This window comes from Sphaerisporangium corydalis (assembly GCF_025506355.1).
GTDB classification, from domain to species: domain Bacteria; phylum Actinomycetota; class Actinomycetes; order Streptosporangiales; family Streptosporangiaceae; genus Sphaerisporangium; species Sphaerisporangium corydalis.
Genome location: NZ_JANZYP010000022.1, coordinates 1 through 21,231 on the forward strand (window position 1 = coordinate 1; position 21,231 = coordinate 21,231).

General features: G+C 72.5%; 18 protein-coding genes and 1 pseudogene. 10 read left to right on the top strand and 9 right to left on the bottom strand.

The features are described from left to right. Positions 1 to 149: 149 nt before the first annotated feature. From gap to NYZ98_RS17200, 5 genes are all read left to right on the top strand, one after another. Positions 150 to 1,154 (top strand): type I glyceraldehyde-3-phosphate dehydrogenase, encoded by a 1,005-nt coding sequence (gap, locus tag NYZ98_RS17180; protein ID WP_262843800.1) that lies wholly within the window; start codon positions 150 to 152, stop codon positions 1,152 to 1,154. Beyond that, entirely contained in the window at positions 1,154 to 2,341 is a 1,188-nt protein-coding gene (locus NYZ98_RS17185; protein WP_262843801.1) for a phosphoglycerate kinase, read from the top strand. Before gap ends, NYZ98_RS17185 begins: the two co-directional genes overlap by 1 nt. 7 nt (positions 2,342 to 2,348) lie before the next feature. Beyond that, the gene (tpiA, locus tag NYZ98_RS17190) at positions 2,349 to 3,134 is read left to right on the top strand and encodes a triose-phosphate isomerase (RefSeq protein WP_262843802.1); all 786 of its coding nucleotides are present in this window, start codon (positions 2,349 to 2,351) and stop codon (positions 3,132 to 3,134) included. A gap of 129 nt (positions 3,135 to 3,263) precedes the next feature. Next, positions 3,264 to 3,497: a preprotein translocase subunit SecG gene (gene secG, locus NYZ98_RS17195; RefSeq protein WP_262843803.1), complete on the top strand. Its 234-nt coding sequence runs from the start codon at positions 3,264 to 3,266 to the stop codon at positions 3,495 to 3,497. 108 nt (positions 3,498 to 3,605) lie between these two features. Continuing rightward, positions 3,606 to 3,950: an RNA polymerase-binding protein RbpA gene (locus NYZ98_RS17200; protein ID WP_262843804.1), complete on the top strand. Its 345-nt coding sequence runs from the start codon at positions 3,606 to 3,608 to the stop codon at positions 3,948 to 3,950. Between the two features lie 166 nt (positions 3,951 to 4,116). Here NYZ98_RS17200 and NYZ98_RS17205 read toward each other — a convergent pair whose 3' ends face one another. Continuing rightward, on the bottom strand, positions 4,117 to 5,766 hold the full coding sequence (locus NYZ98_RS17205) for an amidohydrolase (protein ID WP_262843805.1): 1,650 nt from the start codon (positions 5,764 to 5,766) through the stop codon (positions 4,117 to 4,119). Between the two features lie 197 nt (positions 5,767 to 5,963). Between NYZ98_RS17205 and NYZ98_RS17210 the strand changes: the two genes are divergently transcribed. Next, positions 5,964 to 6,992, top strand: a complete 1,029-nt coding sequence (locus tag NYZ98_RS17210) for a GNAT family N-acetyltransferase (RefSeq protein WP_262843806.1) — start codon at positions 5,964 to 5,966, stop codon at positions 6,990 to 6,992. 321 nt (positions 6,993 to 7,313) lie between these two features. Here the strand turns inward: NYZ98_RS17210 and NYZ98_RS41705 are convergent. The 3 genes and pseudogenes from NYZ98_RS41705 to NYZ98_RS17225 all read right to left on the bottom strand — a co-directional run. Further along, positions 7,314 to 7,778 (bottom strand): annotated as a pseudogene (locus tag NYZ98_RS41705) (Clp protease N-terminal domain-containing protein); the annotation flags it as partial. A gap of 174 nt (positions 7,779 to 7,952) precedes the next feature. Next, a complete protein-coding gene (locus NYZ98_RS17220) occupies positions 7,953 to 8,435 on the bottom strand; it encodes an SRPBCC family protein (RefSeq protein ID WP_262843807.1) in 483 nt (160 codons plus the stop codon). A 278-nt stretch (positions 8,436 to 8,713) separates the two neighbouring features. After that, positions 8,714 to 11,560 (bottom strand): TIR domain-containing protein, encoded by a 2,847-nt coding sequence (locus NYZ98_RS17225; RefSeq protein ID WP_262843808.1) that lies wholly within the window; start codon positions 11,558 to 11,560, stop codon positions 8,714 to 8,716. A 483-nt stretch (positions 11,561 to 12,043) separates the two neighbouring features. On the opposite strand from NYZ98_RS17225, the gene NYZ98_RS17230 reads away from it, so the two are divergent. Both NYZ98_RS17230 and NYZ98_RS17235 read left to right on the top strand, forming a co-directional pair. Further along, the gene (locus tag NYZ98_RS17230) at positions 12,044 to 12,844 is read left to right on the top strand and encodes an aminoglycoside phosphotransferase family protein (RefSeq protein WP_262843809.1); all 801 of its coding nucleotides are present in this window, start codon (positions 12,044 to 12,046) and stop codon (positions 12,842 to 12,844) included. A 332-nt stretch (positions 12,845 to 13,176) separates the two neighbouring features. After that, entirely contained in the window at positions 13,177 to 14,046 is an 870-nt protein-coding gene (locus NYZ98_RS17235; protein WP_262843810.1) for an oxidoreductase, read from the top strand. Positions 14,047 to 14,099: 53 nt separating this feature from the next. Here the strand turns inward: NYZ98_RS17235 and NYZ98_RS17240 are convergent, their stop codons facing one another. Both NYZ98_RS17240 and NYZ98_RS17245 read right to left on the bottom strand, forming a co-directional pair. Next, the gene (locus NYZ98_RS17240) at positions 14,100 to 14,720 is read right to left on the bottom strand and encodes a hypothetical protein (RefSeq protein WP_262843811.1); all 621 of its coding nucleotides are present in this window, start codon (positions 14,718 to 14,720) and stop codon (positions 14,100 to 14,102) included. Between the two features lie 182 nt (positions 14,721 to 14,902). Then, a complete protein-coding gene (locus NYZ98_RS17245) occupies positions 14,903 to 15,481 on the bottom strand; it encodes a CGNR zinc finger domain-containing protein (RefSeq protein WP_262843812.1) in 579 nt (192 codons plus the stop codon). Between the two features lie 258 nt (positions 15,482 to 15,739). Between NYZ98_RS17245 and NYZ98_RS17250 the strand changes: the two genes are divergently transcribed. Both NYZ98_RS17250 and add read left to right on the top strand, forming a co-directional pair. Further along, a complete protein-coding gene (locus tag NYZ98_RS17250; RefSeq protein WP_262843813.1) occupies positions 15,740 to 16,519 on the top strand; it encodes a class I SAM-dependent methyltransferase in 780 nt (259 codons plus the stop codon). 94 nt (positions 16,520 to 16,613) lie between these two features. After that, positions 16,614 to 17,645 carry an adenosine deaminase gene (gene add, locus NYZ98_RS17255; protein ID WP_262843814.1) on the top strand — a complete coding sequence of 344 codons (1,032 nt, stop codon included), beginning with the start codon at positions 16,614 to 16,616 and terminating at the stop codon, positions 17,643 to 17,645. Between the two features lie 20 nt (positions 17,646 to 17,665). Here the strand turns inward: add and pgl are convergent, their stop codons facing one another. The 3 genes from pgl to zwf all read right to left on the bottom strand — a co-directional run bounded on the left by pgl (position 17,666) and on the right by zwf (position 21,054). Then, positions 17,666 to 18,439 (bottom strand): 6-phosphogluconolactonase, encoded by a 774-nt coding sequence (gene pgl, locus NYZ98_RS17260; RefSeq protein ID WP_262843815.1) that lies wholly within the window; start codon positions 18,437 to 18,439, stop codon positions 17,666 to 17,668. Between the two features lie 121 nt (positions 18,440 to 18,560). After that, positions 18,561 to 19,463 carry a glucose-6-phosphate dehydrogenase assembly protein OpcA gene (opcA, locus tag NYZ98_RS17265; RefSeq protein ID WP_380707823.1) on the bottom strand — a complete coding sequence of 301 codons (903 nt, stop codon included), beginning with the start codon at positions 19,461 to 19,463 and terminating at the stop codon, positions 18,561 to 18,563. A gap of 58 nt (positions 19,464 to 19,521) precedes the next feature. Further along, positions 19,522 to 21,054, bottom strand: a complete 1,533-nt coding sequence (zwf, locus tag NYZ98_RS17270) for a glucose-6-phosphate dehydrogenase (protein ID WP_262843894.1) — start codon at positions 21,052 to 21,054, stop codon at positions 19,522 to 19,524. Positions 21,055 to 21,231 lie beyond the last annotated feature (177 nt).

The following is a 21,231-nucleotide window of genomic DNA, read 5'->3' on the forward strand; positions in this document are numbered from 1 at the left end:
TGGGAGGACGGCGGGGGCGGGGCTTGGGGGGCGGGAAGGGGAGAGCCACGTGGTCTACACCAATTGTGACCCGGTAGGGTTGTCTGAGGTTTCAGCCCGCCACGACGCCGGCGCGAGCCGGCGCACGAAGTTCGAGGAGATTTGTTTCCGTGAGCATCCGCGTAGGCATCAACGGCTTCGGCCGTATCGGCCGCAATTTCTGGCGAGCCGTAGCGGCCAGCGGTAAGGACATCGAGGTCGTCGCCGTCAACGACCTGACCGACAACGCCACCCTTGCCCACCTGCTCAAGTACGACAGCATCCTGGGCCGCCTGCCCTACGAGGTCAAGAGCTCCGCCGACGACATCACCGTCGACGGCAAGGCGATCAAGGTGTTCGCCGAGCGCGACCCGGGCAAGCTGCCCTGGGGCGACCTGGGCGTCGACGTCGTCGTGGAGTCCACCGGCCTGTTCACCGACGCCGCCAAGGCGCGCGCCCACGCCGACAACGGCGCCAAGAAGGTGATCATCTCCGCCCCCGCGAAGGGCGAGGACATCACCATCGTCATGGGCGTCAACGACGACAAGTACGACGCGTCGGCGCACACGATCATTTCCAACGCCTCCTGCACCACCAACTGCCTGGCCCCCATGGCGAAGGTCATCCACGACACCTTCGGCATCGAGAAGGGCCTGATGACCACGATCCACGCCTACACCGCGGACCAGAACCTCCAGGACGGCCCCCACAAGGACCTCCGCCGCGCCCGCGCCGCCGCGCTGAACATCGTGCCGACCTCCACCGGCGCCGCCAAGGCGATCGGCCTCGTGCTCCCCGAGCTCAAGGGCAAGCTCGACGGCTTCGCCCTGCGCGTGCCGATCCCCACCGGCTCCGCGACCGACCTGACCGTCGAGCTCAAGCGCGAGACCACGGTCGAGGAGGTCAACGCCGCACTCAAGGCCGCCTCCGAGGGCGCGCTGCGCGGCATCCTGTCCTACACCGAGGACGAGATCGTGTCCTCCGACATCGTCACCGACCCCTCCTCCTGCATCTTCGACGCCGGCCTGACCAAGGTCATCGGCAACCAGGTGAAGGTCGTCGGCTGGTACGACAACGAGTGGGGCTACTCCAACCGCCTCGGTGACCTCATCGAGCTGGTGGGCTCGCGGCTCTGATGCGGACCATCGACTCCCTCGACGTCAAGGGCCGGCGCGTGCTCGTGCGCGCCGACCTCAACGTCCCCCTCGACGGGGACGCCATCACCGACGACGGGCGCATCCGCGCCTCGGTCCCGACGATCACCACGCTCGCCGAACGCGGCGCGCGGGTGATCGTCTGCGCCCACCTCGGCCGCCCCAAGGGCAAGGTGGCGCCGGAGTTCTCCCTGGCGCCGGTGGCCGCCCGGCTGGGCGAGCTGCTCGGCCGCCCGGTCGCGTTCGCCTCCGACGTCGTGGGCGACTCCGCGCGCGAGGTCGCCGAGGGCCTGGAGGACGGCGAGGTCGCCCTCCTGGAGAACCTCCGCTTCGAGCCCGGTGAGGAGTCCAAGGACGGTGAGGCGCGCGGCGCCTTCGCCGCCCGGCTGGCCGATCTCGCCGAGCTGTACGTGGGCGACGGGTTCGGCGCGGTGCACCGCAAGCACGCCAGCGTCTACGACGTGCCGAGGCTCCTCCCGCACGCCGCGGGCGGCCTGGTCGTGACCGAGGTCGAGGTGCTGCGGAAGCTCACCGAGGACCCCGCCCGGCCGTACGTCGTCGTGCTCGGCGGGGCGAAGGTCTCCGACAAGCTCGGCGTGATCGCCAACCTGCTCGGCAAGGTCGACCGCCTGATCGTCGGCGGCGGCATGGCGTACACCTTCCTCAAGGCCCAGGGCCACGAGGTCGGCAACTCCCTGCTGCAGGCGGACCAGCTCGACCAGGTGCGCGGCTTCATCGACGAGGCCGCCAAGCGCGGCGTCGATCTGGTGCTCCCGGTCGACGTGCTGGCGGCGACCGGGTTCGCCGAGGACGCCGAGCACGAGGTGGTCGAGGCGACGGCGATCCCCGCCGACCGCGAGGGCCTGGACATCGGCCCGAAGACCCGCGAGCTGTTCGCGGGCAAGCTGGCCGACGCCGCGACCGTCTTCTGGAACGGCCCGATGGGCGTGTTCGAGTTCGACGCGTTCGCCGGCGGCACCCGCGCGGTGGCCGAGGCGCTGATCGCGTCCGGCGCGTTCACCGTCGTCGGCGGCGGCGACTCGGCGGCCGCCGTGCGCAAGCTCGGTCTCCCCGAGGACGGTTTCTCCCACATCTCCACCGGTGGGGGCGCCAGCCTCGAATACCTTGAGGGCAAGACCCTCCCCGGACTCGCCGCGCTGGAGGATTGAGCGATCAATGAGCAGAGCCCGTAAGCCGCTCGTGGCCGGCAACTGGAAGATGAACCTCAACCACCTCGAGGCCATCGCGCTCACCCAGAAGCTGGCGTTCACGCTGACCGACAAGGACCTCGACCGTGCCGAGGTGGCGGTGCTGCCGCCGTTCGTCGATCTGCGCAGCGTGCAGACCCTGGTGGACGGCGACAAGCTGCGCATCGAGTACGGCGCGCAGGACCTGTCGACGCACGACGCCGGCGCGTACACCGGTGAGGTCTCCGGCGTGATGCTCGCCAAGCTGGGCTGCACGTTCGTCCTGGCGGGGCACTCCGAGCGGCGCCAGCACCACGCCGAGGACGACCAGCTCGTCGGCGCCAAGGTGCAGGCGGCCTACCGTCACTCGCTCACGCCGATCCTGTGCGTGGGCGAGGGGCTCGAGGTCCGCCGGGCCGAGGGTCACGTCGCGCACGCCGTAGCGCAGCTCGACGCGGCGCTGAACGGTGTGAAGACCGAGCAGGCGAAGTCGATCGTCGTGGCCTACGAGCCGGTGTGGGCGATCGGCACCGGAGAGGTGGCGACGCCCGACGACGCGCAGGAGGTGTGCGGCGCGATCCGCGTGCGACTCGCCGAGCTGTACGACGAGGAAGTGGCCGGTGCCGTCCGTATCCTTTACGGTGGGTCGGTCAAGGGTGACAACATCGCCGGCATCATGGCTCAGCCCGATGTCGACGGAGCCCTGGTGGGTGGAGCGAGTCTCGACCCGGTCGAGTTCGTTAAGATCTGCCGTTTTGGCGAAATGTCGGGCTAGCTGAGCTGTTTGGGAGGTACGAGTTGACATCACGACGTACCCTCAAAGAGAAACTTTGAATCGTCACCCCGGCGGTCGCCGGGCAGGTCAGGTCGCGCCTCGGCGCGCGTCACAGAGAACAGGTCAACGGTGACTATCGGAATCTCCATCGCCCTCATCCTGTCGAGCGCCCTCATGGTGCTGCTCGTGTTGCTCCACAAGGGCAAGGGTGGCGGCCTCTCGGATCTCTTCGGCGGCGGGTTCACGTCGTCGTTCGGCGGGTCCTCGGTCGTGGAGCGGAACCTCGACAGGCTGACGGTCATCACCGGCACGATCTGGTTCGTCTGCATCATCGCGCTCGGACTGCTTCTCAAGCCGGCGTAACGGCCCCACCGGCTTGGCGACCCTACCGGGGGTAGTGGTCCTTCCGGGCAACGCCTGACCAAAGATTCTTTCCCCGCCCGGCGGGGCGATCAAGCGAGGAGTTCATCCGTGGGTAGTGGCAACGCCATCCGTGGTAGCCGTGTCGGCGCCGGCCCGATGGGGGAGGCCGAGCGTGGCGAGTCGGCGCCTCGGGTACGGGTCTCGTTCTGGTGCGCCAACATGCACGAGACGCGTCCGAGCTTCGCCAGCGACGCGGCCGTCCCGGAGTACTGGGACTGCCCTCGATGCGGCCTTCCCGCCGGTCAGGACGAGTCGGCCCCGCCCGCGCCTCCGCGCAACGAGCCGTACAAGACGCACCTGGCCTACGTGAAGGAGCGGCGCAGCGACACCGACGGCGCCGCGATCCTCGCCGAGGCCTTGGAGCGGCTTCGCAACAACCGTTCGCCCTGGTAGGGGCCCCTGCCGGTAGAGACGTACGACAAGGCCCTCGCGCACGGTCGCGGGGGCCTTGTCGCGTTCGAGGCCGCACGCCCGTCCCGGCCCGCACGGCGCCCGCGCCACCGGTAGCGGCCACGCGCGCCGCGCCACCCGGCAGCGGTCACGCGCGCCGTGCCGGCGGTCAGGACGACGGGCGCTCGTAGACGGCCTCACCGGCGGCGAAGGTCAGGGCCACCCCCGTGGTCCAGATGTCACGCGGCGGCAGCGCGTACGGGTCCCGGTCGAGGACCACCAGGTCGGCGCGGTTGCCCACGGCGATGACGCCGGCCTCGTCGTCGTGGTCGATCCAGGCGGAACCGGCGGTGTAGGCGGTCATGGCCGTGGCGAGGTCGAGGCTCTGGCCGGGCAGGAACGGCGTCTGGGCCGTCGGGTACCCCGCGTGCACCGATCCGCCGGGTTCGGTGCGGTTCACCGCGACGTGCATGCCCTGCAACGGGTCGGCCGACGACACCGGCCAGTCGCTGCCCGCGCACAGCCGGGCGCCGGTGCGCACCAGGCCGGCGAACGGGTACTGCCACGACGAGCGCTCCTCGCCGAGGAAGGGGATGCACAGCTCGTCCATCTGCAGGTGGTGCGTCGCCCACAGCGGCTGCAGGTTGGCGGTGACGCCGAGCCGGCCGAAGCGCGGCACGTCCGACGGCTCGACGATCTGCAGGTGGGCGATGTGGTGCCGGTTGCCGGGCGAGGTGCCCTCCAGCGCGTCCAGGGACTCGCGCACGGCGCGCTCGCCGATGGCGTGGAAGTGCACCTGGAAGCCCCGCCGGTCCAGTTCGGCGACGTACCCTTTCAGCGCGCCCGGTTCCACGTACGACAGCCCGCGCTGGTCGGGACCGCAGTTGCAGTACGGCTCAATGACGGCGGCGGTGAAGTTCTCCGCGATGCCGTCCTGCATGATCTTCACCGAGCCGGCGGAGAACGACCCGCCGGCCTGGGCGCGGCGCGCTTCGAGTTCCTCGATCTGGTCGGCGCCGCGGTTGCGGTCCCACCACAGGGCGCCGACGACCCGTGCCTTCAGCCGCCCCGACCCCGCCGCGGAGAGGTAGGCGGGGAAGTTGTCGTCGGAGCCCGCGTAGGAGCCGACGATGGCGTCCTGCCAGCCGGTGATGCCGAGGGAGAACAGGTGCTCCTGGGCGTCCATCAGCGCGGCGTCCAGGTCGCCTGCGGTCGGGCGGGGGGTGAGCAGGCCGACCAGGTCCATGGCGCCCTCGTGCAGGACGCCGCTCGGGGTGCCGTCGGCGTCGCGCTCGATGCGGCCGTCGGCGGGGTCGGGCGTCTCGGCGGTGATCCCGGCGATCTCCAGCGCCCGGGTGTTCACCCAGGCGGCGTGGTGGTCGCGCTGGATCAGGTAGACCGGCCGGTCCACGAAGTCGATCTGGGAGCGGTGCGGGAGCCCCCCGGGGAAGGCGGCCATGTCCCAGCCGCCGCCGTCGACCCAGGGCTTGCCGGGGAACGCCCCGGCGTACTCCGCGATCTTCTGGACGTAGGCCGGCAGGCCGAAGACCTCCGACAGCTCGCATTTCGCGCGCTCCAGCCCGGCCTGCACCGGGTGGACGTGGGCGTCGGTGAAGGCGGGCGTGAGCAGCCGCCCGCGCAGGTCCACCGTCTCGGTGCGGGGGCGGGCCTGCCGCAGGACGTCGGCCTCGGCGCCGACGGCGGCGACGCGCCCCTCGCGGACCAGCACGGCCTCGGCGAAGACCGGGGGGCCGGAGAAGCCGGGATATGGGGAGGCGGCGGTGAAGACGGGGCCGCCGTGGAAGAGCAGATCGGTCACCGCCACATCCTGCTATATCCTCCGGCGCCCCGCAGCCGACAACGGAAAGAAGCGACAATGTACGACATATCCCAGGAAATCGGGCATTGATCGTAAAGGCCCGGCAAACGAAACCCTGGGCTCACGTCTATGTAGCAGATTCGTAACAGTCCGGCGGCATTCTGGTGACCAGACACCAGGGGGTTTCGATGGGATTTATGCGGATTCGTACCACCGTCGACGAGCGTCCGGGCCGCCTCGCCTCCCTCACCGCCGCGCTCGCGGCCAAGGGGGGCAACATCCTCGGCCTCAGCGTCCAGCCCGACACCGACGGCACCGTGGACGAGTTCGTCGCCGACATCCCGGCCTCCGCCGAGAGCGTGCGCGAGGCCCTCGAGCTGGCCGGCGGCCGGCGCGTGCAGGTCGTGGCCGCCACCGCCCACGAGCTGACCGACGAGCCCACCCGCGTCCTGCTGCTCGCCGCCCGGCTGCGCGCAACGCCCTGGCGGCTGCCTGAGGCGCTCGGTGATCTGCTGCGCGCCGACGACGCCCGCTGGGTGTACGGGAACGGCGGCGAGTCCGCGGCCGAGCTGCCCGACCCGACGCTGCTCACCGTCCCGGTCGCGCCGCGCCGCGCCGTACGGCTCCGCCGGATGGGCCTGCCGTTCACCATGACCGAGGCGGCCAGGGCGGCGGCGCTCGTCCGCCTCGCCCAGCCGCCGGCCGAGGCCACCGCGGCAGAGCGCCCCGTGGTGCTCAGCGACGGGGTCGAGGTGCAGGTGCGCCCGCTCACCTCGCTGTACCGCGAGGCCGTGCGCGACCTGCACGACCGGTGCTCGCCCGACTCCCGCAGGTTCCGCTACTTCACCTCGATGCCGGCCCTGCCGCCGCGCATGTTCGAACGGCTGTGCGACCGCGACCGGGGGCACTCCCTGGTCGCCGGGTACGACGGCCAGGTCGTGGGGCTCGCCAGCCTGATCTTCACACCGGACCCAGGCACCGCCGAGATGGCGTTCCTGGTCGAGGACCGGTGGCAGGGGCGCGGCCTCGGCGGCGCGCTGGCCCGCATGCTGCTGCAGGAGGCCCGCGACCTGGGCTTCGCCGAGGTCCGGGTCAGCCTGCTCTCGGACAACGTGCGCATGCGCCGCCTGCTGCTGTCGCTCGGCGCGGCGCCCTCCTACACCGAGGACCCCGGCGTGCTGGAGGCCAGGATGGCGGCCGGCACGATGGCGGCCCCCCGAGCCTGACCGCCGCGATCCGGGGACGCTCGGGGACCCCGGATCGCGGCGGCCTGGATCATCGCCGAGCGCTCAGCGGGAATCGGCCGCGCCGGGGGCGACGTCGCCTGGATCGGCCGTGCCCGGATCGGGCGTGGTGCCGGCGGCCGGGCCCGGATGGGTCGTACCGGTGTGGGCCGCGCCCGGGCCGGGGGTGATGTCGGCGGGGTCGGCGGCGAGCGGTACGCCGAGGGCGTCCAGCCGGCGTTCGATCCGGTCGATGCTCTCCTGGAGGCGGTCGAGGCGGGCCCCGAAGGAGGCCGCCCCTGAGGCGACCAGCATGGTGGTGTCCTCGCCCGGGTTGCCGAGGCGGCGGATCCTGCGGCCCTCGGCGCCCTCGACGAGCTGCTCGCGCACCCGCTGCATGTCGACCTCGTGCAGCCGCAGCACCCGCACCGCGACGCCCTCCCCCTCGCGGATCAGCCCGAGCAGGATGTGCTCGGTGCTGATGTAGTTGTGATGCAGTTGCAGAGCCTCGCGCAGCGACAGTTCGAGGACCTTCTTGGCCCGTGAGGTGAACGGGATGTGGGCGCCCGGCGTGGTCTCGCCGGGCCCGACGAGCTCCTCGACGTTGGACCTGACGCTTTCGAGGGTGAGCCCGAGGCTTTTCAGCACGGTCGCCGCGAGCCCCTTCCCCTCGCCGAGCAACCCGAGGAGCACGTGCTCGGTGCCGATGTAGTCGTGGTTGAGCCGCCTGGCCTCTTCCTGGGCGGCGACCACGGCGCGGCGGGCGGAATCGGTGAAGCGCTCGAACACCAGGAGCCTCCGTGATTCGGTGAGGTCGGCCGGGCGCCGTCATGGGGACCGGCCCGCTCCGGCATTTTCCACTATGCGTCACAGGATCCCACCACGGGCGGCCGGGCGGCGCCGTACGCACCCATGCGTCGCGGGAACCCGCCACACAGACCGGCGGGCGGCGCCGTACGCCCCTCAGCCGGTCGCGGGATCGCGCGCGAGGTGTTCGGCCAGCCGGTCGAAGAACTCCAACCAGCCGGCCCTGGAGCCGCGCGCATGGGCCTCGTCGGTGTTGTATCCGGCCTGGTGGAACCGCATCTCGGTCTTGCCGCCGACGTCGGTCAGGGTGAGGGTCACCACCGAGGCGAGGTCGCCGGTGGTGTTGCCCGGGTCGCCGGTGGTGAAGACCAGCCGCGCGGGGGCGTCCACCTCGCGGTAGACGCCGTCCAGGAGCTGTTCGGCGCCGTCGCGGTCGACCACGAGCGCGCGCCACACGCCGCCCGGCCGCAGGTCCATCGAGATCCCCCGCATCGGCGTGGTGTACCCGTGGGGGCCGAACCAGTGCGCGAAGCGCGCGGGGTCGGTCCAGGCGGCGAACACCAGATCGCGTGGGGCGTCCAGGACATAGGTGATCGTGTACTCGGCGGTCACCGCCGGAGTGAACGGGGTTCCGGTCATTTCCATCCTCTCGTCCGGGCCTCGCGGAAGCCCTTCGTGCCGGCCTCACGGAAGAGGGCGGGCCTGGACGGACCGCCGCGCGCCGCTCGGCCGTGGCCGCCGGTCACCGTCACCGGACCATGACCGGCGGTGGGATCTGTGCCCGGTGAGCGCACTTTCTCACGCACCCGAACCGGGGTTTCGGTGTTCCCGCAGGTCCCGATCGCCCGTGAGCGGCTCGGCGCCCACGCGGGGGCCGCCGCGTGAACGCCGGTCAGGGCCGTCCGGTGCGCTGCGCGTCAGGGCTCACGCGCGCAGGTCAGGTCGTCCGGGGGATCGGTGCCGGCGGCCGCCCGCCACTCCCCGGGCGTCAAGTCCCGGCCCGCCGTGGCGCAGGCCGTGTCCAGCCAGGCGTCCTCGGTCATCCGCCAGCGCACCAATGGCCCGCCCGAGGTGGCGGACACCAGCTCACCGGCGTCCCCGGCGCCGATCAGGACGGTCGCGAACCACGGGGACGGGACCGAGCCCCGCGTCATCGGCGGCAGCGCGAACGACCCGAGCTCGTCCCCCGAATCCAGGTCGGCGACGGTCACCGTCCCGTTGTCGCGGAGCCGCGCGACCAGGCCGAGGGCGGGCAGGGCGGCCAGCGCGCGGGAGTACCCGGTGTCCCCGGCGGACGCGTGGATCATGGTGGGCCCCGCGGTGTCCCAGGTCTCCAGCGTGCCGTCCCTGCGCTGGACCAGCAGCCGGTCGCCGCTGAACGAGACGGCCATGGCGGGGGAGCCCGGCACCGGGCGCGTCCGGCCGGTGGCGACGTCGGCGACCGTCACCGGGCCCTCCCACCGCTCGTCGAACCGCGCGTACGCGACGGTGCCCAGGTCCTCGCTCACCGCCGCCACGCCGTTCGTCTGCGACCCCGGGGTGGTGAGCGGTGAGGTCGTGCCGGGAACCGTGCGCAGCACGCGCCCGTCGGCCATGCTCCGCACCAGCACCCCGGCATGGTCGTCCACGAAGGCGACCCGGCTCCCGTCGCGGGACACCCGGCCCGCGACGACCGGGCGGGTGTTCAGCCCCGGCCAGCGCTGCACCGTCCGCCCCTCCTCGACCACATCGGTGGCGCCTCCAGGGCCGGTCACCAGCAGGCGGGAGCCGTCGGCGCTCCAGATGGGCAGCTCGTAGGTGTAGGTGGAGGCGAGCCGCGTGATCTTCGGCACCGGGCCGCGCAGGTCGTGCACGACCGAGCCGGCGGGCACGCCGGGGGTGGTGAAGCCGCCGTCGCTGATCACCGCGACCCGCGTCCCGTCGCGCGTGACGGCGATGTTCGGCGGCGGACCGGCCTGGGAGACCTCCGGCATGTCGACGAAGGGCGGGCGGGCCAGCGCCGACGGCCGGGTGAGGTCCCACATCGCGAGCATCCCGTCGGCCGCCGCCACGATCCGGTCGCCGGCGCCGAGGAAGGTGAGCGCCCCGACGCGCCCGTGGCCCGACAGCCGCCTCGGCTGCGGGACGGAGCCGGCCTCCGTGCTCAGGTCGTCGACGTAGAGGACGTCGCCGCCGGACGCGGCCGCCCGCGTCCCGTCCCGGCTGACCGCCAGGAGCTCCGGCTGCGTCACCGGGAGGGTCGCCGACAACGTGCCATCGGAACCGGCGGCTGTGGGTCTCCGCATCGGCCACACCGTCACGCTGCGATATTTCATGAAACCGGCGTACTCCATGCCCGGAGCGAAGCCGAAGACGTAGCCACCGGCAGGGGTGCGGAACTCGTCGCTCCCGCCGGTGATCGCCAGAGTCTCCGCCGACAGCCACCGCCACCTGCCCGTCGCGCTCGCCAGCGTGACCGTCGCGTCGTCCGGCAGCCCGATCACGCTCAGGTCGAGGCCGGTCCAGCCATGGCGCAGCACCGCGCCGGACCGCCCGTCCAGCAGGGTGAACCCCGCGCGGCCGGTCGCCCCGGCGGCGGCCAGCCGTCCCGACGGCGAGACCGCGACGAGGTCCGGACCCGCCAGGGGGATCCGGCGGGGAGCCCGGCCCGCGTCCCACAGCACCACGGCGCCGCCGTCCGCCGCGACGACCCGCCCGCCGTCCGCGCTGACCGCCACCGACGTGATCGGCCGGTTCCCCGCGGTGACGGTGGTGGTGGTCCGCCCGGACACGTCCCAGCGGATCAGGCGCCCCCCGGTGGTGCCCGCGACCGCGACGCGCCCGTCCGCCGAGCCGGCCAGCGCGGTCACCCGCCCGCCCGTCGGCGTCTGGGCCACCAGGTACGGGTCGGCGGCGACCGCCTGGAACAGCGCCGAGCGGGTCTGCGGGCTGCGGTCCATCCGGAACGCCTCGGTGGCCAGCAACTGGCCCTGGTCGGCGCGGGTGGAGAGCGCGGCGACCGCCGTGGCCGCCATCCCCCGCCCGGTGGCGGTGCGCGCCTGGTCGAGCGCCTCCCGCGTCTGCAGGACCGCGACGAACAGCAGGACGGCCAGCGCCGCGGTGACCGCCCGCCGCACCCGCTTGACCGTGCGCTCCTCGCGGATGTGCTCGCCGACCAGGGTGTCCTTCGGCAGGCCGCGCACGGCGGCGGCGACGTCGGCGATGCCGTCCGCCAGGCGCGGGTTGGTCCGGTCGACCTGCTCGGCGTCCCGCAGCCAGCGCAGGTCCACCCACCGGGGCTGCTCGGCGAACGCCCCGCGCAGGGCCGGCGGGACCGCTGTGCTCGCCGGCCAGTCGACGTCGCCCGTCCGGTCGTCCCAGGCGATCTCCCCGTCGGTGACCAGCAGGATGATCCGGGCGGCGGAGCGGTTGGCGAGCCACCACGTCAGCTCCCTGTGGACCCAAGGGGACCGGGCGGCGTGGGGGGAGGCCATCAGCAGGAGCCACCGCGAGCGCCCCAGCGCCTGCTCGATGGCCGACCACAGCCCCGGGTCCGCGGACAGGCTGGTCGTGTCCCGGAAGATCCGCAGTACCCGCACCCGGGTCCAGGGGCGGGCGAACCGCTCCACCTCGCGCTGGAGGACCTGCGCGATCTTTCCGTCCAGCGCGTGGCTGTAGGAGATGAACGCGTCGTAGTCCGGCGGGTGCGCTCCCGCCGCGGAACGCCGGAGGGAGGGGGGACGAAGCAGGCGGGACATCACTCGTAAGGCGGGTAATCGGCGCACGCTTTCCTCCTCGCCAGGATGGTTCCGTCCACTATGGGTGAGGAGACGAACACGCGCCGGTGAAACCCGGCGGTAGGGTCCCGAACCGGTCCGATCACGCCGCCGAGGACCACCGACGCGGCACCGGTCGGCGTGATGGGGCGGGGCGCGAGCGCGGTCATGGCCAGGCGGGAATTCGGTTGCCGGGGGCCGAGGCGGCCGGTTAGCCTGCCCGCATCGGTCTAGGAGGTCCACATGGCATGCATGGTCCGAACTGAGGTAGCCGTCTCCGCTACGACGCGTGGGCTCGCCGCGACCTGACCCGGTTTTCTCTCGCCGGTTCTTCTCCGCACCTGGCGCCTTCTCGCCCGGTCGGCAGGTCCGACACGCGACTCCTCGCTTCGTAGCGTCACGCCCGGACGCGGAATCCTCCGCGCCGCGCGTCGCCGGTGCCGTCCCTCGGCACCGTGCCATCGACTGCCAAGCCGATACGAGGAGAAACTCGTGGAATCCGCATCATCCTTCGAACCGCTGACGGCGGCCGAAGGCGGACCAAGTCATGTCACCCGCTCCGGCCGGACCGTCAGGCGTCCCGCCGGGCCCTGGACCGGCACCGTCCACGCACTGCTGCGCCACCTCGAGGACGCCGGGTTCACCGGCGCCCCGCGGGTGGTCGGCGACGGCCTCGACGCCGACGGCAACGAGGTCCTGACCTACATCGAGGGCGCCGTCGTCCACCCGGAGCCCTCGTCCGAGGAGATCGTCGGGCAGGCCGGCGCGCTGCTCCGCGACCTGCACACCGCCACCGCAGGGTTCCGGCCGCCGCCGGACGCGCTGTGGCAGCCCTGGTGGACGCACCGCGAGGGCGGCGAGTCGGTGATCGGGCACTGCGACGCGGGGCCCTGGCACACGGTCGTCCGTGACGGGCGCCCGGTGGGGTTCATCGACTGGACCCTCGCCGGTCCGGTCGACCGGCTCGACGAGGTCGCGAGCACCGCCTGGTGGCACGCCCAGCTCCATGGTGACGACGTCGCCGAGCGTGTCGGGCTGCCTGGCGCGGAGGTCCGCGCCCGGCGGCTCAGGGCGTTCCTCGACGGGTACGGGCTGCCGGCGGCCGATCGGGACGGGCTGGTCGCCCGGATGATCGAGTTCGCGATCCGGGACTGCGCCGCCGAGGCGGCCCGTGCCCGGATCACCCCGGACTCGGCCGACCCGGCACCCCTGTGGGCGCTCGCCTGGCGCGCCAGGGCCGCCGACTGGATGATCCGCCACCGGCCGCTTTTGGACCGCGCCGTCCACGCCTGACGATGTGACCGGGCCGTGCACGCCTGACGGTGTGACCGCGCCGTCAACGCCTGACGGTGTGACCGGCCCGGTCACGCTCGACGGTGACCCAGGTGCTCGTGCCGGGCGGTGACCGGGACTGTCCCGGGCGCCGCGCGGTAGGGCGGCACGCACACCGGAACGCCCGCTTCGCATGGCCCCGCGCCATGCGAAGCGGGCGTTCTGTCGTTCGCATGCCACGCACTTGACTAACCGGTTAGACAGGAGCGAGGATATGGCTAACCGGTTAGTCAGTGACCCGGCCACCCACGGCGCCCGCCGTGACGCGGCCGAACCCCCGTGAGAGAGATGACATGACCATCAGCACACTCGGCGGCGGCACCCTCACGCTCGCGGACGACCTCACCATCAGCCGCATGGGCTACGGCGCCATGCAGCTCGCGGGACCCGGTGTCTTCGGACCGCCCAAGGATCGCGATCAGGCCGTCGCCGTCCTGCGCGAGGCGGTCGACCTCGGCATCACCCACATCGACACCAGCGACTTCTACGGCCCCGTCGTCGTGAACGAGATCATCAAGGAGGCCCTGCACCCCTACCCGGCGGACCTCCACCTGGTCACCAAGGTCGGCGCCCGCCGAGGCGGCGACGGCTCCTGGATCATGTCGCGGGAGCCCGCGGACCTCAAGGCGCAGGTCCACGAGAACCTCAGGCACCTCGGCCTGGACGCCCTCGACGTCGTCAACCTGCGCCTCGGCACCCCCGAAAGCCCCACCGAGGAATCCCTCGCAGAGGAGTTCGGCGCCCTGGTGGAGCTCCAGCGCGAGGGCCTCATCCGCCACCTCGGGCTCAGCTCCGTCACCTCCGCGCAACTGACGGAGGCGCAGGCCATCGCGCCCGTCGTCACCGTGCAGAACCTCTACAACCTCGCCCTGCGGCAGGACGACGAGCTCGTCGAGCGGTGCGCGGCCGAGAACATCGCGTTCGCCCCGTTCTTCCCGCTCGGCGGCTTCAGCCCGCTCCAGTCCGGGATCCTGACCGACGTCGCCGCCCGCCTGGACGCCTCGCCGCAGCAGGTCGCCCTCGCCTGGCTGCTCCAGCGGTCCCCGGCGATCGTCCTGATCCCCGGGACCTCCTCGCCGGCCCACCTTCGCGAGAACGTCGCCGCCGCGCACCTCGACCTCCCGGCCGACGTGGTCGCGGAGCTGGACACCATCGGCCGATAGGCCCGCTCCACCGGGGGGCGCGTGGCGACCACGCGCCCCCCGGGCGTGCGGGGTCAGCTCGCGCCGGGAACGGAGACGTTCTTCTCGGTGAAGCCGAAACCGTTCTTGGTGGCGTCCTGCTGGAGGCCGTCCATGGAGGCCTTGCTCGCGTTGAGGTCGGGTTCGGTGGCCGTGCCGCCCTTCAGCTTGCCGGTGAGGGCGGTGAACTTGTCGCTGACGCCCGCGACCGCCTTGCACAGGGTCGGGTTGGCCACCGAGAAGCCCTTGGCGATCTTCAGCTCGTGCAGGGCGAAGACCCCCGCCACCGCGGCCTTGACGAAGGTGCGCTTCCGCTTGTCGGCCCCTTCCTTGAAGCCGCCGTCGCGCAGGGGTTTGTAGATGTAGCGGTGGAAGGCGCCGAGGGCGAGGCCCGCGTGCAGGGCGAACCGGGTCTTGGCGAACGGCTTGGCGTTGCCCCCGGTCGGGCATTCGGCGTTGTACTCGGCGTCGGCGCCCGCCGTCGGCACGGCGCCGGCCGAAGGCGCCGCGCCCGACGGTGGTAGGCCCGCGGTGCTGCTGACGATCGCGCCTTCGGGCGTCATGGTGGGGGCCTTGCCGCCACCGCATCCGCCGAGCAGCGCGACCGCCAGCAGGGCCACCGGGACGGCGGCCGATCGAGGACTCCGTACAGCCACTTCTTCCCCCTGAGAGACTTCGCGGCGGGCCGGTCCGCGCGCCCGCGATGTCGCACGGAAGCGGACCGGTCGCCAGGTGAACGGCTCGCCGGCCGTTCCGGATGACCTTCACTCACTTCCCCAGAGTGATCATCTCGACACGTGAAGTGACCATGCTTTACCCGGCGGGGCGGCCCGGGGGATCAGGGCTGGACGGCGCGGGCGCGGAAGGCGGCGGTCTTGACGCGGTTCTGGCAGGCGGTGGAGCAGAACCGGCGGGTGCCGTTGCGCGAGGTGTCGACGTAGACCCGGTCGCAGTGGGGCGCGGTGCACACGCCGAGCCGGTCGTGCAGCTCGCTGCCGAGCACGATGGCCAGGCCGGTGGCGCACGCGGCGGCCCAGTCGTCGCCGAGCGTCTGGCCGGTGCCGTGGAAGTGCAGGTGCCAGGGCTCGCCGTCGTGCCGTTCGAGGTGGGGGCGCGCCTGCGTGCGGTCCAGGAGGCGGTTCACCTGCTCGGCGGCGCTGTCGATGTCGTGCCGGTCCACCGCGACGAAGATGACGCGCAGCTCCGCGGCGACGCCGACGAGCTGGTCGGCCTCGGTCTCGGTGGCCTCGGTCGATTTCCAGCCGCCGGCGCGCAGGGCCGAGGTGGCGGTGGCGGCGCGCTCGGGGCCCGGCGGCGGCAACGCATGCGGGCGGCCCCGGCTCTCGCCGGGCGTCAGCGTGTTCACCAGGAAGGCGGCGACCGCCACAGCGGTGTCGGCGTGGCTGTTGAAGTTCACTGGAGTAGTTGCACCCTCGTCCTCGGTCTCGCGTCCACCAACCTAGCCGATGGCCGCGACGGGGGATCACGGCGAGCGGCGGGCGGCCCGCGCCCGGTCCGGGTGACCGCCCCGCCCGGTCCGGGTGATCGGCCCGCCCGGTTCCGGTGAGCACGGTCGGCCCTTCTGGTAACCGTCGAAAGCATCTTGACCCGTTACGGGAACGCGGTTTAGGCTGTGACCACTGAAAGCTTGGACAACAGTTACAAGGAGGCCCTCGTGCCCGTTCTCCCGCGTGAGCTCGCACAGGACTGGATCGCCCGATGGGACCGCCAGCAGGAGGGGTACCTGCCCGACCGCGAGGAGCGGTTCACCGCTCTGATCGACGCGGTCGAGGCCGGGGCCGGGCGGGCCGACCCGCTCGTGCTCGACCTCGGCTGCGGCCCCGGCTCGCTCTCCGCCCGCCTGCTGGACCGCCTTCCCGAGGCCACGGTCATCGCGATCGACGCCGATCCGCTCCTGCTGGCCCTCGGCGGCGCCTGCCACGACGGCACCCCGGGGCTGCGTTTCGCCGACCTCGACCTGTGCGTGGCCGGATGGACCTCCCGCCTCGGCCTGGATCGCCCGGTGGACGTGGCGGTCAGCACCACGGCGCTGCACTGGCTGCCCGAAGCCGACCTGCGCGCCCTGTTCGCCGAGCTGGCCCAGGTGATGCGCCCCGGCGGCCTGTTCCTCAACGGTGACCACATGGACGCCGGCGACGTCACACCGGCGCTGGCCAAGCTCGAGCACGCGATCCACGACCGGGCGACGCGGCGGCGCTTCAAGGAGGGCCCGCCCGAGGACTGGCGCCAGTGGTGGGACGCGGTCGCCGCGGACCCGGTGCTGTCGGGGCTTCGCCACGAGCGGGAGCGCAGGGTCGCCGGCGCCGCGCACCACGGCTCGGAGTCCGGCGAGCTGTCCACGCACGTCTCCGCGCTCCACGATGCCGGTTTCGCCGAGGTCGGGACCCTGTGGCAGAACGGCGACAACCGCCTCCTGGCCGCCGTCCGCCCCTGAAGGAAGGGCCTTCCGGCCGAATCTCACACAATAGTGTGAGATTCCCGGTAAATGGCTTTCGTCCAGGTCATCGGGCTGCCTAAGGTCGGTCCCTATGACGGACAGCACCACATCGATCGAAGCGTTCATCGCGGCCCTGCCCAAGGTCGAACTGCACGTTCACCTGGTCGGGGCCGCCTCGGTGCCCACGGTCCTCGAGCTCACCCGGCGCTATCCCGGCAGCGCCGTGCCCTCCACCGAGGAGGAGCTGCGGGACTTCTACGACTTCCGGGACTTCGCCCACTTCGCCCAGATCTACGAGGGCGTCAACGGCCTGGTACGCGAGCCCGCCGACGTCGCCACCCTGGTCACCGGCGCCGCGCGCGACCTCGCCGCCCAGAACGTCAGGTACGTCGAGCTGACGGTCACCCCGTACTCCCACCAGCGCATGGGCATGTCCCGGCGCGCCATCACCGAGGCGCTGGACCTGGCGGCGCGCGAGGCCGCGGGGTACGGGGTGCGCGTCGGCTACGTCTTCGACATCCCCGGCGAGTTCGGGATCGAGGGGACCCGGGCCACGCTCGACCACGCGCTCAACGAGCCGCCCGAGGCGCTGGTCGGCTTCGGCCTCGCCGGGATCGAGCAGGAGCGCCCGCGCTACCGCGACGCCTTCAGGGACGCGTTCCGCGCGGCCACCGCGGCCGGCCTGCACAGCGTGCCGCACGGGGGCGAGATGACCGGGCCCGAGACCATCTGGGAGGTCATCGACGGGCTCGGCGCCGAGCGCATCGGCCACGGCATCCGCTGCGTGGACGACCCACGGCTCATGGCCCACCTGCGGGAGACCCAGATCCCGCTGGAGGTGTGCCCGACGTCCAACGTCCGCACCCGGCAGGTGCCGGACATCGCCGCCCACCCGTTCCCCCGGCTGCTGGAGCAGGGGCTGTACGTCACCCTCAACAGCGACGACCCGCCCATGTTCGGCACCACGCTCGACCGGGAGTACCGGGTGGTGTCGGAGGTCTTCGGCCTCGGCCCCGAGGACCTGGCGGACCTGGCCCGTAACGCCGTCAACGCGTCCTACCTGGACGGGGACGGCAAGCGCGCGATCATCGCCGAGATCGACGCGCTCTCCGCGCCCCGCTAGCCGCGTCGGATCACGGAAGGTCAGGGGGAGGCGGGGCGGCCCAGGCCGGGAGGGATCTTGGAGGCGGCGGCGCGGTCGAGCAGGAACAGCGTGCGCAGCCGCCCCCGCGCCCCCGCGCCCGGCACCTGCACCGGCCCGGACTCCTGCAGGGCCAGGCGCACCGCTCCCGCCTTCTCCTCGCCCGCCGCGATCACCCACACCTCGCGCGCCGACCTGATGGTCGGCTGCGTCATGGAGATCCGGGTCGGCGGCGGCTTGGGCGCGCCGTGCACGGCCACCACCGGGCGCTCGTCGTACAGGGCGGGCATCCCGGGGAACAGGGAGGCCACGTGGCCGTCCGGGCCGAGCCCGAGCAGCAGGATGTCGAAGGACGGCACCGGGCCGTGGTCCTCGTTGCGCGACATCGCCCGCAGCTCGTCGGCGTACCGGTCGGCGGACTCCTCGGCGGTCATGCCCGAGTCGGGACCGAGCACGGAATGCACGCGGGCGGGGTTGACGTCGACGTGGTCGAGCAGCGCCTCCCGGGCGCCGGTCTCGTTGCGCTCGGGGTCGCCGGCCGGCAGGAAGCGCTCGTCACCCCACCAGATGTCCAGGCGCGGCCACTCCACCGCGTCGCGCGCCGGGGTGGCCGCCACCTCGGCCAGGGTGGCGACGCCCATGCCGCCGCCGGTCAGCACCAGATGCGCCGAGCCCTTGGCCACTTGGGCGTCGACCAGCCCGGTGATCAGGCGTGCCGCGACGGCCTTCGCCAGCAGGTCGGCGTCCCGGTGGACGAGAACCGAAGGAACACTCACGAGAACAACCGTCCTTAACAACGATCGGTGCCCGGCACCCGCCCTCGTCCCGAAGAATCCGGGACCGAAGGTGGATGCCGGGCCACCAGGTGCGAACCAGATCAGGACCCGGCGAAGCGGGTCACGACCGTTTGGAGCCGTTGGAGGCGGCGGCCTGGATCGCCGCCGCGTACACCTCGTCGGGGTCCAGCCGCCGCAGTTCCTCGGCCAGCAGGTCGGAGGTGGGCCGCCGGGCCAGCGCGACCTGCCGGTCCGGCTGCCCGGGCCGTACCAGGGTGGCGGTGCGGGAGTCCTGCCGCTTCACGACCACCTCGCCGCCCTTCAGCCGCAGGTGGACGGTCGTCAGCCCCGGGCCCTTGGACTCGGTCACCTTGATCGGCGCGTCCAGCCGGTCCGAGAGCCACACGGCCAGCAGCGCCGCGCTCGGGTGTCCCGGCTCGGCCTCCACGTAGCCGTCCAGGATCTTGCCGACCGGCTGGTCGAACGCCGCGGCCAGCAGGCTGCGCCACGGGGTGATCCGGGTCCAGGCCAGGTCGGTGTCGCCCGGCGTGTAGCCGGCGCTGCGGCTCCGGATGGCGGCCACCGAGTCGCCGGCCGACCGCGCGTCGGTGATGCGGCGCTGGCCGAACGCGCCGACCGGGTCCTTGGCGGGCGCCTCGGGGGCGTTGTTGGGCCACCAGACGACCACCGGGATGTCGGGCAGCAGCAGCGGGGACAGCACCGAGTCGGCGTGCTCGCGCAGCTCCCCGTACAGGCGGAGCAGGACGACCTCGCCGGTCGTCAGCTCGCCGACCCGGATCTCCGCGTCCAGCCGGGTGGCCTCCTCACGCTCCCTCGGAATGACCGCGAGGATCCGCGAGGGGTGCTCGCGTGAGGCCTCGGAGGCCGCGCGGACCGCGTCGTACTGGTGGCTCTCGTCGCACACCACCACCAGCGTCAGCACCATGCCGACGGCCGGCGCGCCGACCTGGTGGCGCAGCCGGGTGAGCTGCGAGGAGATGTCGGAGGCGGTGGTGGCCCCCATGAGGAAACTGGTCACGCCGCCCCCCGTGACGGGCGTAGCCCCGGCTGTCGCGTGTGGGTCACAGCATCCTCCATACTCGGCCGTCGCGGGCCATCAGCTCGTCGGCCGACTTGGGGCCGCCGGTCCCCGAGGGGTACCCCTCCGGCTGCTCGTCGGTCTTGGCCCAGAACTCCTCGATCGGGTCGATGACCTTCCACGACAGCTCGACCTCGCGCTGGTGCGGGAACAGCGGCGGGTCGCCGATCAGCACGTCAAGCAGCAGCCGCTCGTAGGCCTCGGGGGAGGACTCGAGGAACGCCTCGCCGTAGGCGAAGTCCATGTTCACGTCCCGGACCTCCATGGCGGTCCCCGGCACCTTGGAGCCGAAGCGCACCGTGATGCCCTCGTCCGGCTGGATCCTGATGACCAGGGCGTTCTGCCCGAGGATCTCGGTGTCGGTCTTGCTGAACGGCAGGTGGGGCGCCCGCTGGAAGACCACGGCGACCTCGGTCATCCGGCGGCCGAGGCGCTTGCCCGTGCGCAGGTAGAACGGCACGCCGGCCCAGCGCCGGTTGGCGATCTCCAGCTTGATGGCGGCGTAGGTCTCGGTGGTGGAGTCCGCCGGGATGCCGTCCTCCTCCAGGAACCCCGCGACCGGCACGCCGCCCTGCCAGCCCGCCGTGTACGCGCCGCGGGCGGTGGCCAGGCTGAGGTCCTCCGGCAGGGTGAGGGCCTCGAGGACCTTCTCCTTCTCCCTGCGCAGCGCCGCGGCGCCGAACGCCGTCGGGTCCTCCATGGCGACCAGCGCCAGGAGCTGAAGCAGGTGGTTCTGGATGACGTCCCTGGCCGCGCCGATGCCGTCGTAGTACCCGGCCCGGCCGCCGACGCCGATGTCCTCGGCCATCGTGATCTGCACGTGGTCGACGTAGCCGCGGTTCCAGATCGGCTCGAACAGGGTGTTGGCGAACCGCAGCGCCAGGATGTTCTGGACGGTCTCCTTGCCCAGGTAGTGGTCGATGCGGAACACCGAGTCGGGCTTGAAGGCCGAGTCGACGGTGCGGTTCAGCTCCCTGGCCGTCTTCAGGTCGTGCCCGAACGGCTTCTCGATCACCACGCGGCGCCACGAGCCGGCCGGCGCCTTGGTCAGGCCGGTGCGCTTGAGCTGGTCGACGATGAGCGGGAAGGCCTTCGGCGGCGTCGACAGGTAGAAGGCGTAGTTGCCGCCGGTCCCGCGCGTCTCGTCGATCTCCTTGAGCGCCATGGCCAGCGCGTCGAAGGCGCCCTCGTCGTCGAACGAGCCGGGGACGAAGTGCAGTCCCTCGCAGATCTGCTTCCAGACCTCCTCCCGGAAGGGAGTGCGGGCGTGCTCCTTGACGGCGTCATGAGTGATCTTGGCGAAGTCCTGGTGGGCCCAGTCGCGCCGGGCGAAGCCGACCAGCGAGAACCCCGGCGGCAGCAGCCCCCGGTTGCCCAGGTCGTAGATGGCGGGCAGGAGCTTGCGCCGCGCCAGGTCGCCGGTCACTCCGAAAAGCACCAGCACGCACGGCCCCGCCACGCGCGGCAGGCGCTTGTCGCGGGGGTCGCGCAGCGGGTTCGCCTCCATCACCTCCATCGTGGTGGCGGTGCTCGCGACCGACTGGGCGGCCGTGAGCGAGTCGTCTGGGGTGACCTTGTGGGGGTGCTCGGCGTGCGCGGCGGCCGAGACCTCGCGGGGCGAGGGCGCGGGCGCGCCCCCGTCCGGCCCGGTCAGGCCGCTCGCGCCCTCCGGCGCCGTCGTGGACCCCGGAGG

What these genes read in the sequence shown, in the direction of transcription:
- NYZ98_RS17185 (WP_262843801.1), top strand. Translation starts at nt 1,154, where the DNA reads ATGCGGACCATCGACTCCCTCGACGTCAAGGGCCGGCGCGTGCTCGTG.
- tpiA (WP_262843802.1), top strand. Translation starts at nt 2,349, where the DNA reads ATGAGCAGAGCCCGTAAGCCGCTCGTGGCCGGCAACTGGAAGATGAAC.
- NYZ98_RS17210 (WP_262843806.1), top strand. Translation starts at nt 5,964, where the DNA reads ATGCGGATTCGTACCACCGTCGACGAGCGTCCGGGCCGCCTCGCCTCC.
- NYZ98_RS17220 (WP_262843807.1), bottom strand. Translation starts at nt 8,435, where the DNA reads ATGACCGGAACCCCGTTCACTCCGGCGGTGACCGCCGAGTACACGATC.
- NYZ98_RS17235 (WP_262843810.1), top strand. Translation starts at nt 13,177, where the DNA reads ATGACCATCAGCACACTCGGCGGCGGCACCCTCACGCTCGCGGACGAC.
- add (WP_262843814.1), top strand. Translation starts at nt 16,614, where the DNA reads ATGACGGACAGCACCACATCGATCGAAGCGTTCATCGCGGCCCTGCCC.
- opcA (WP_380707823.1), bottom strand. Translation starts at nt 19,463, where the DNA reads ATGGGGGCCACCACCGCCTCCGACATCTCCTCGCAGCTCACCCGGCTG.
- zwf (WP_262843894.1), bottom strand. Translation starts at nt 21,054, where the DNA reads ATGGAGGTGATGGAGGCGAACCCGCTGCGCGACCCCCGCGACAAGCGC.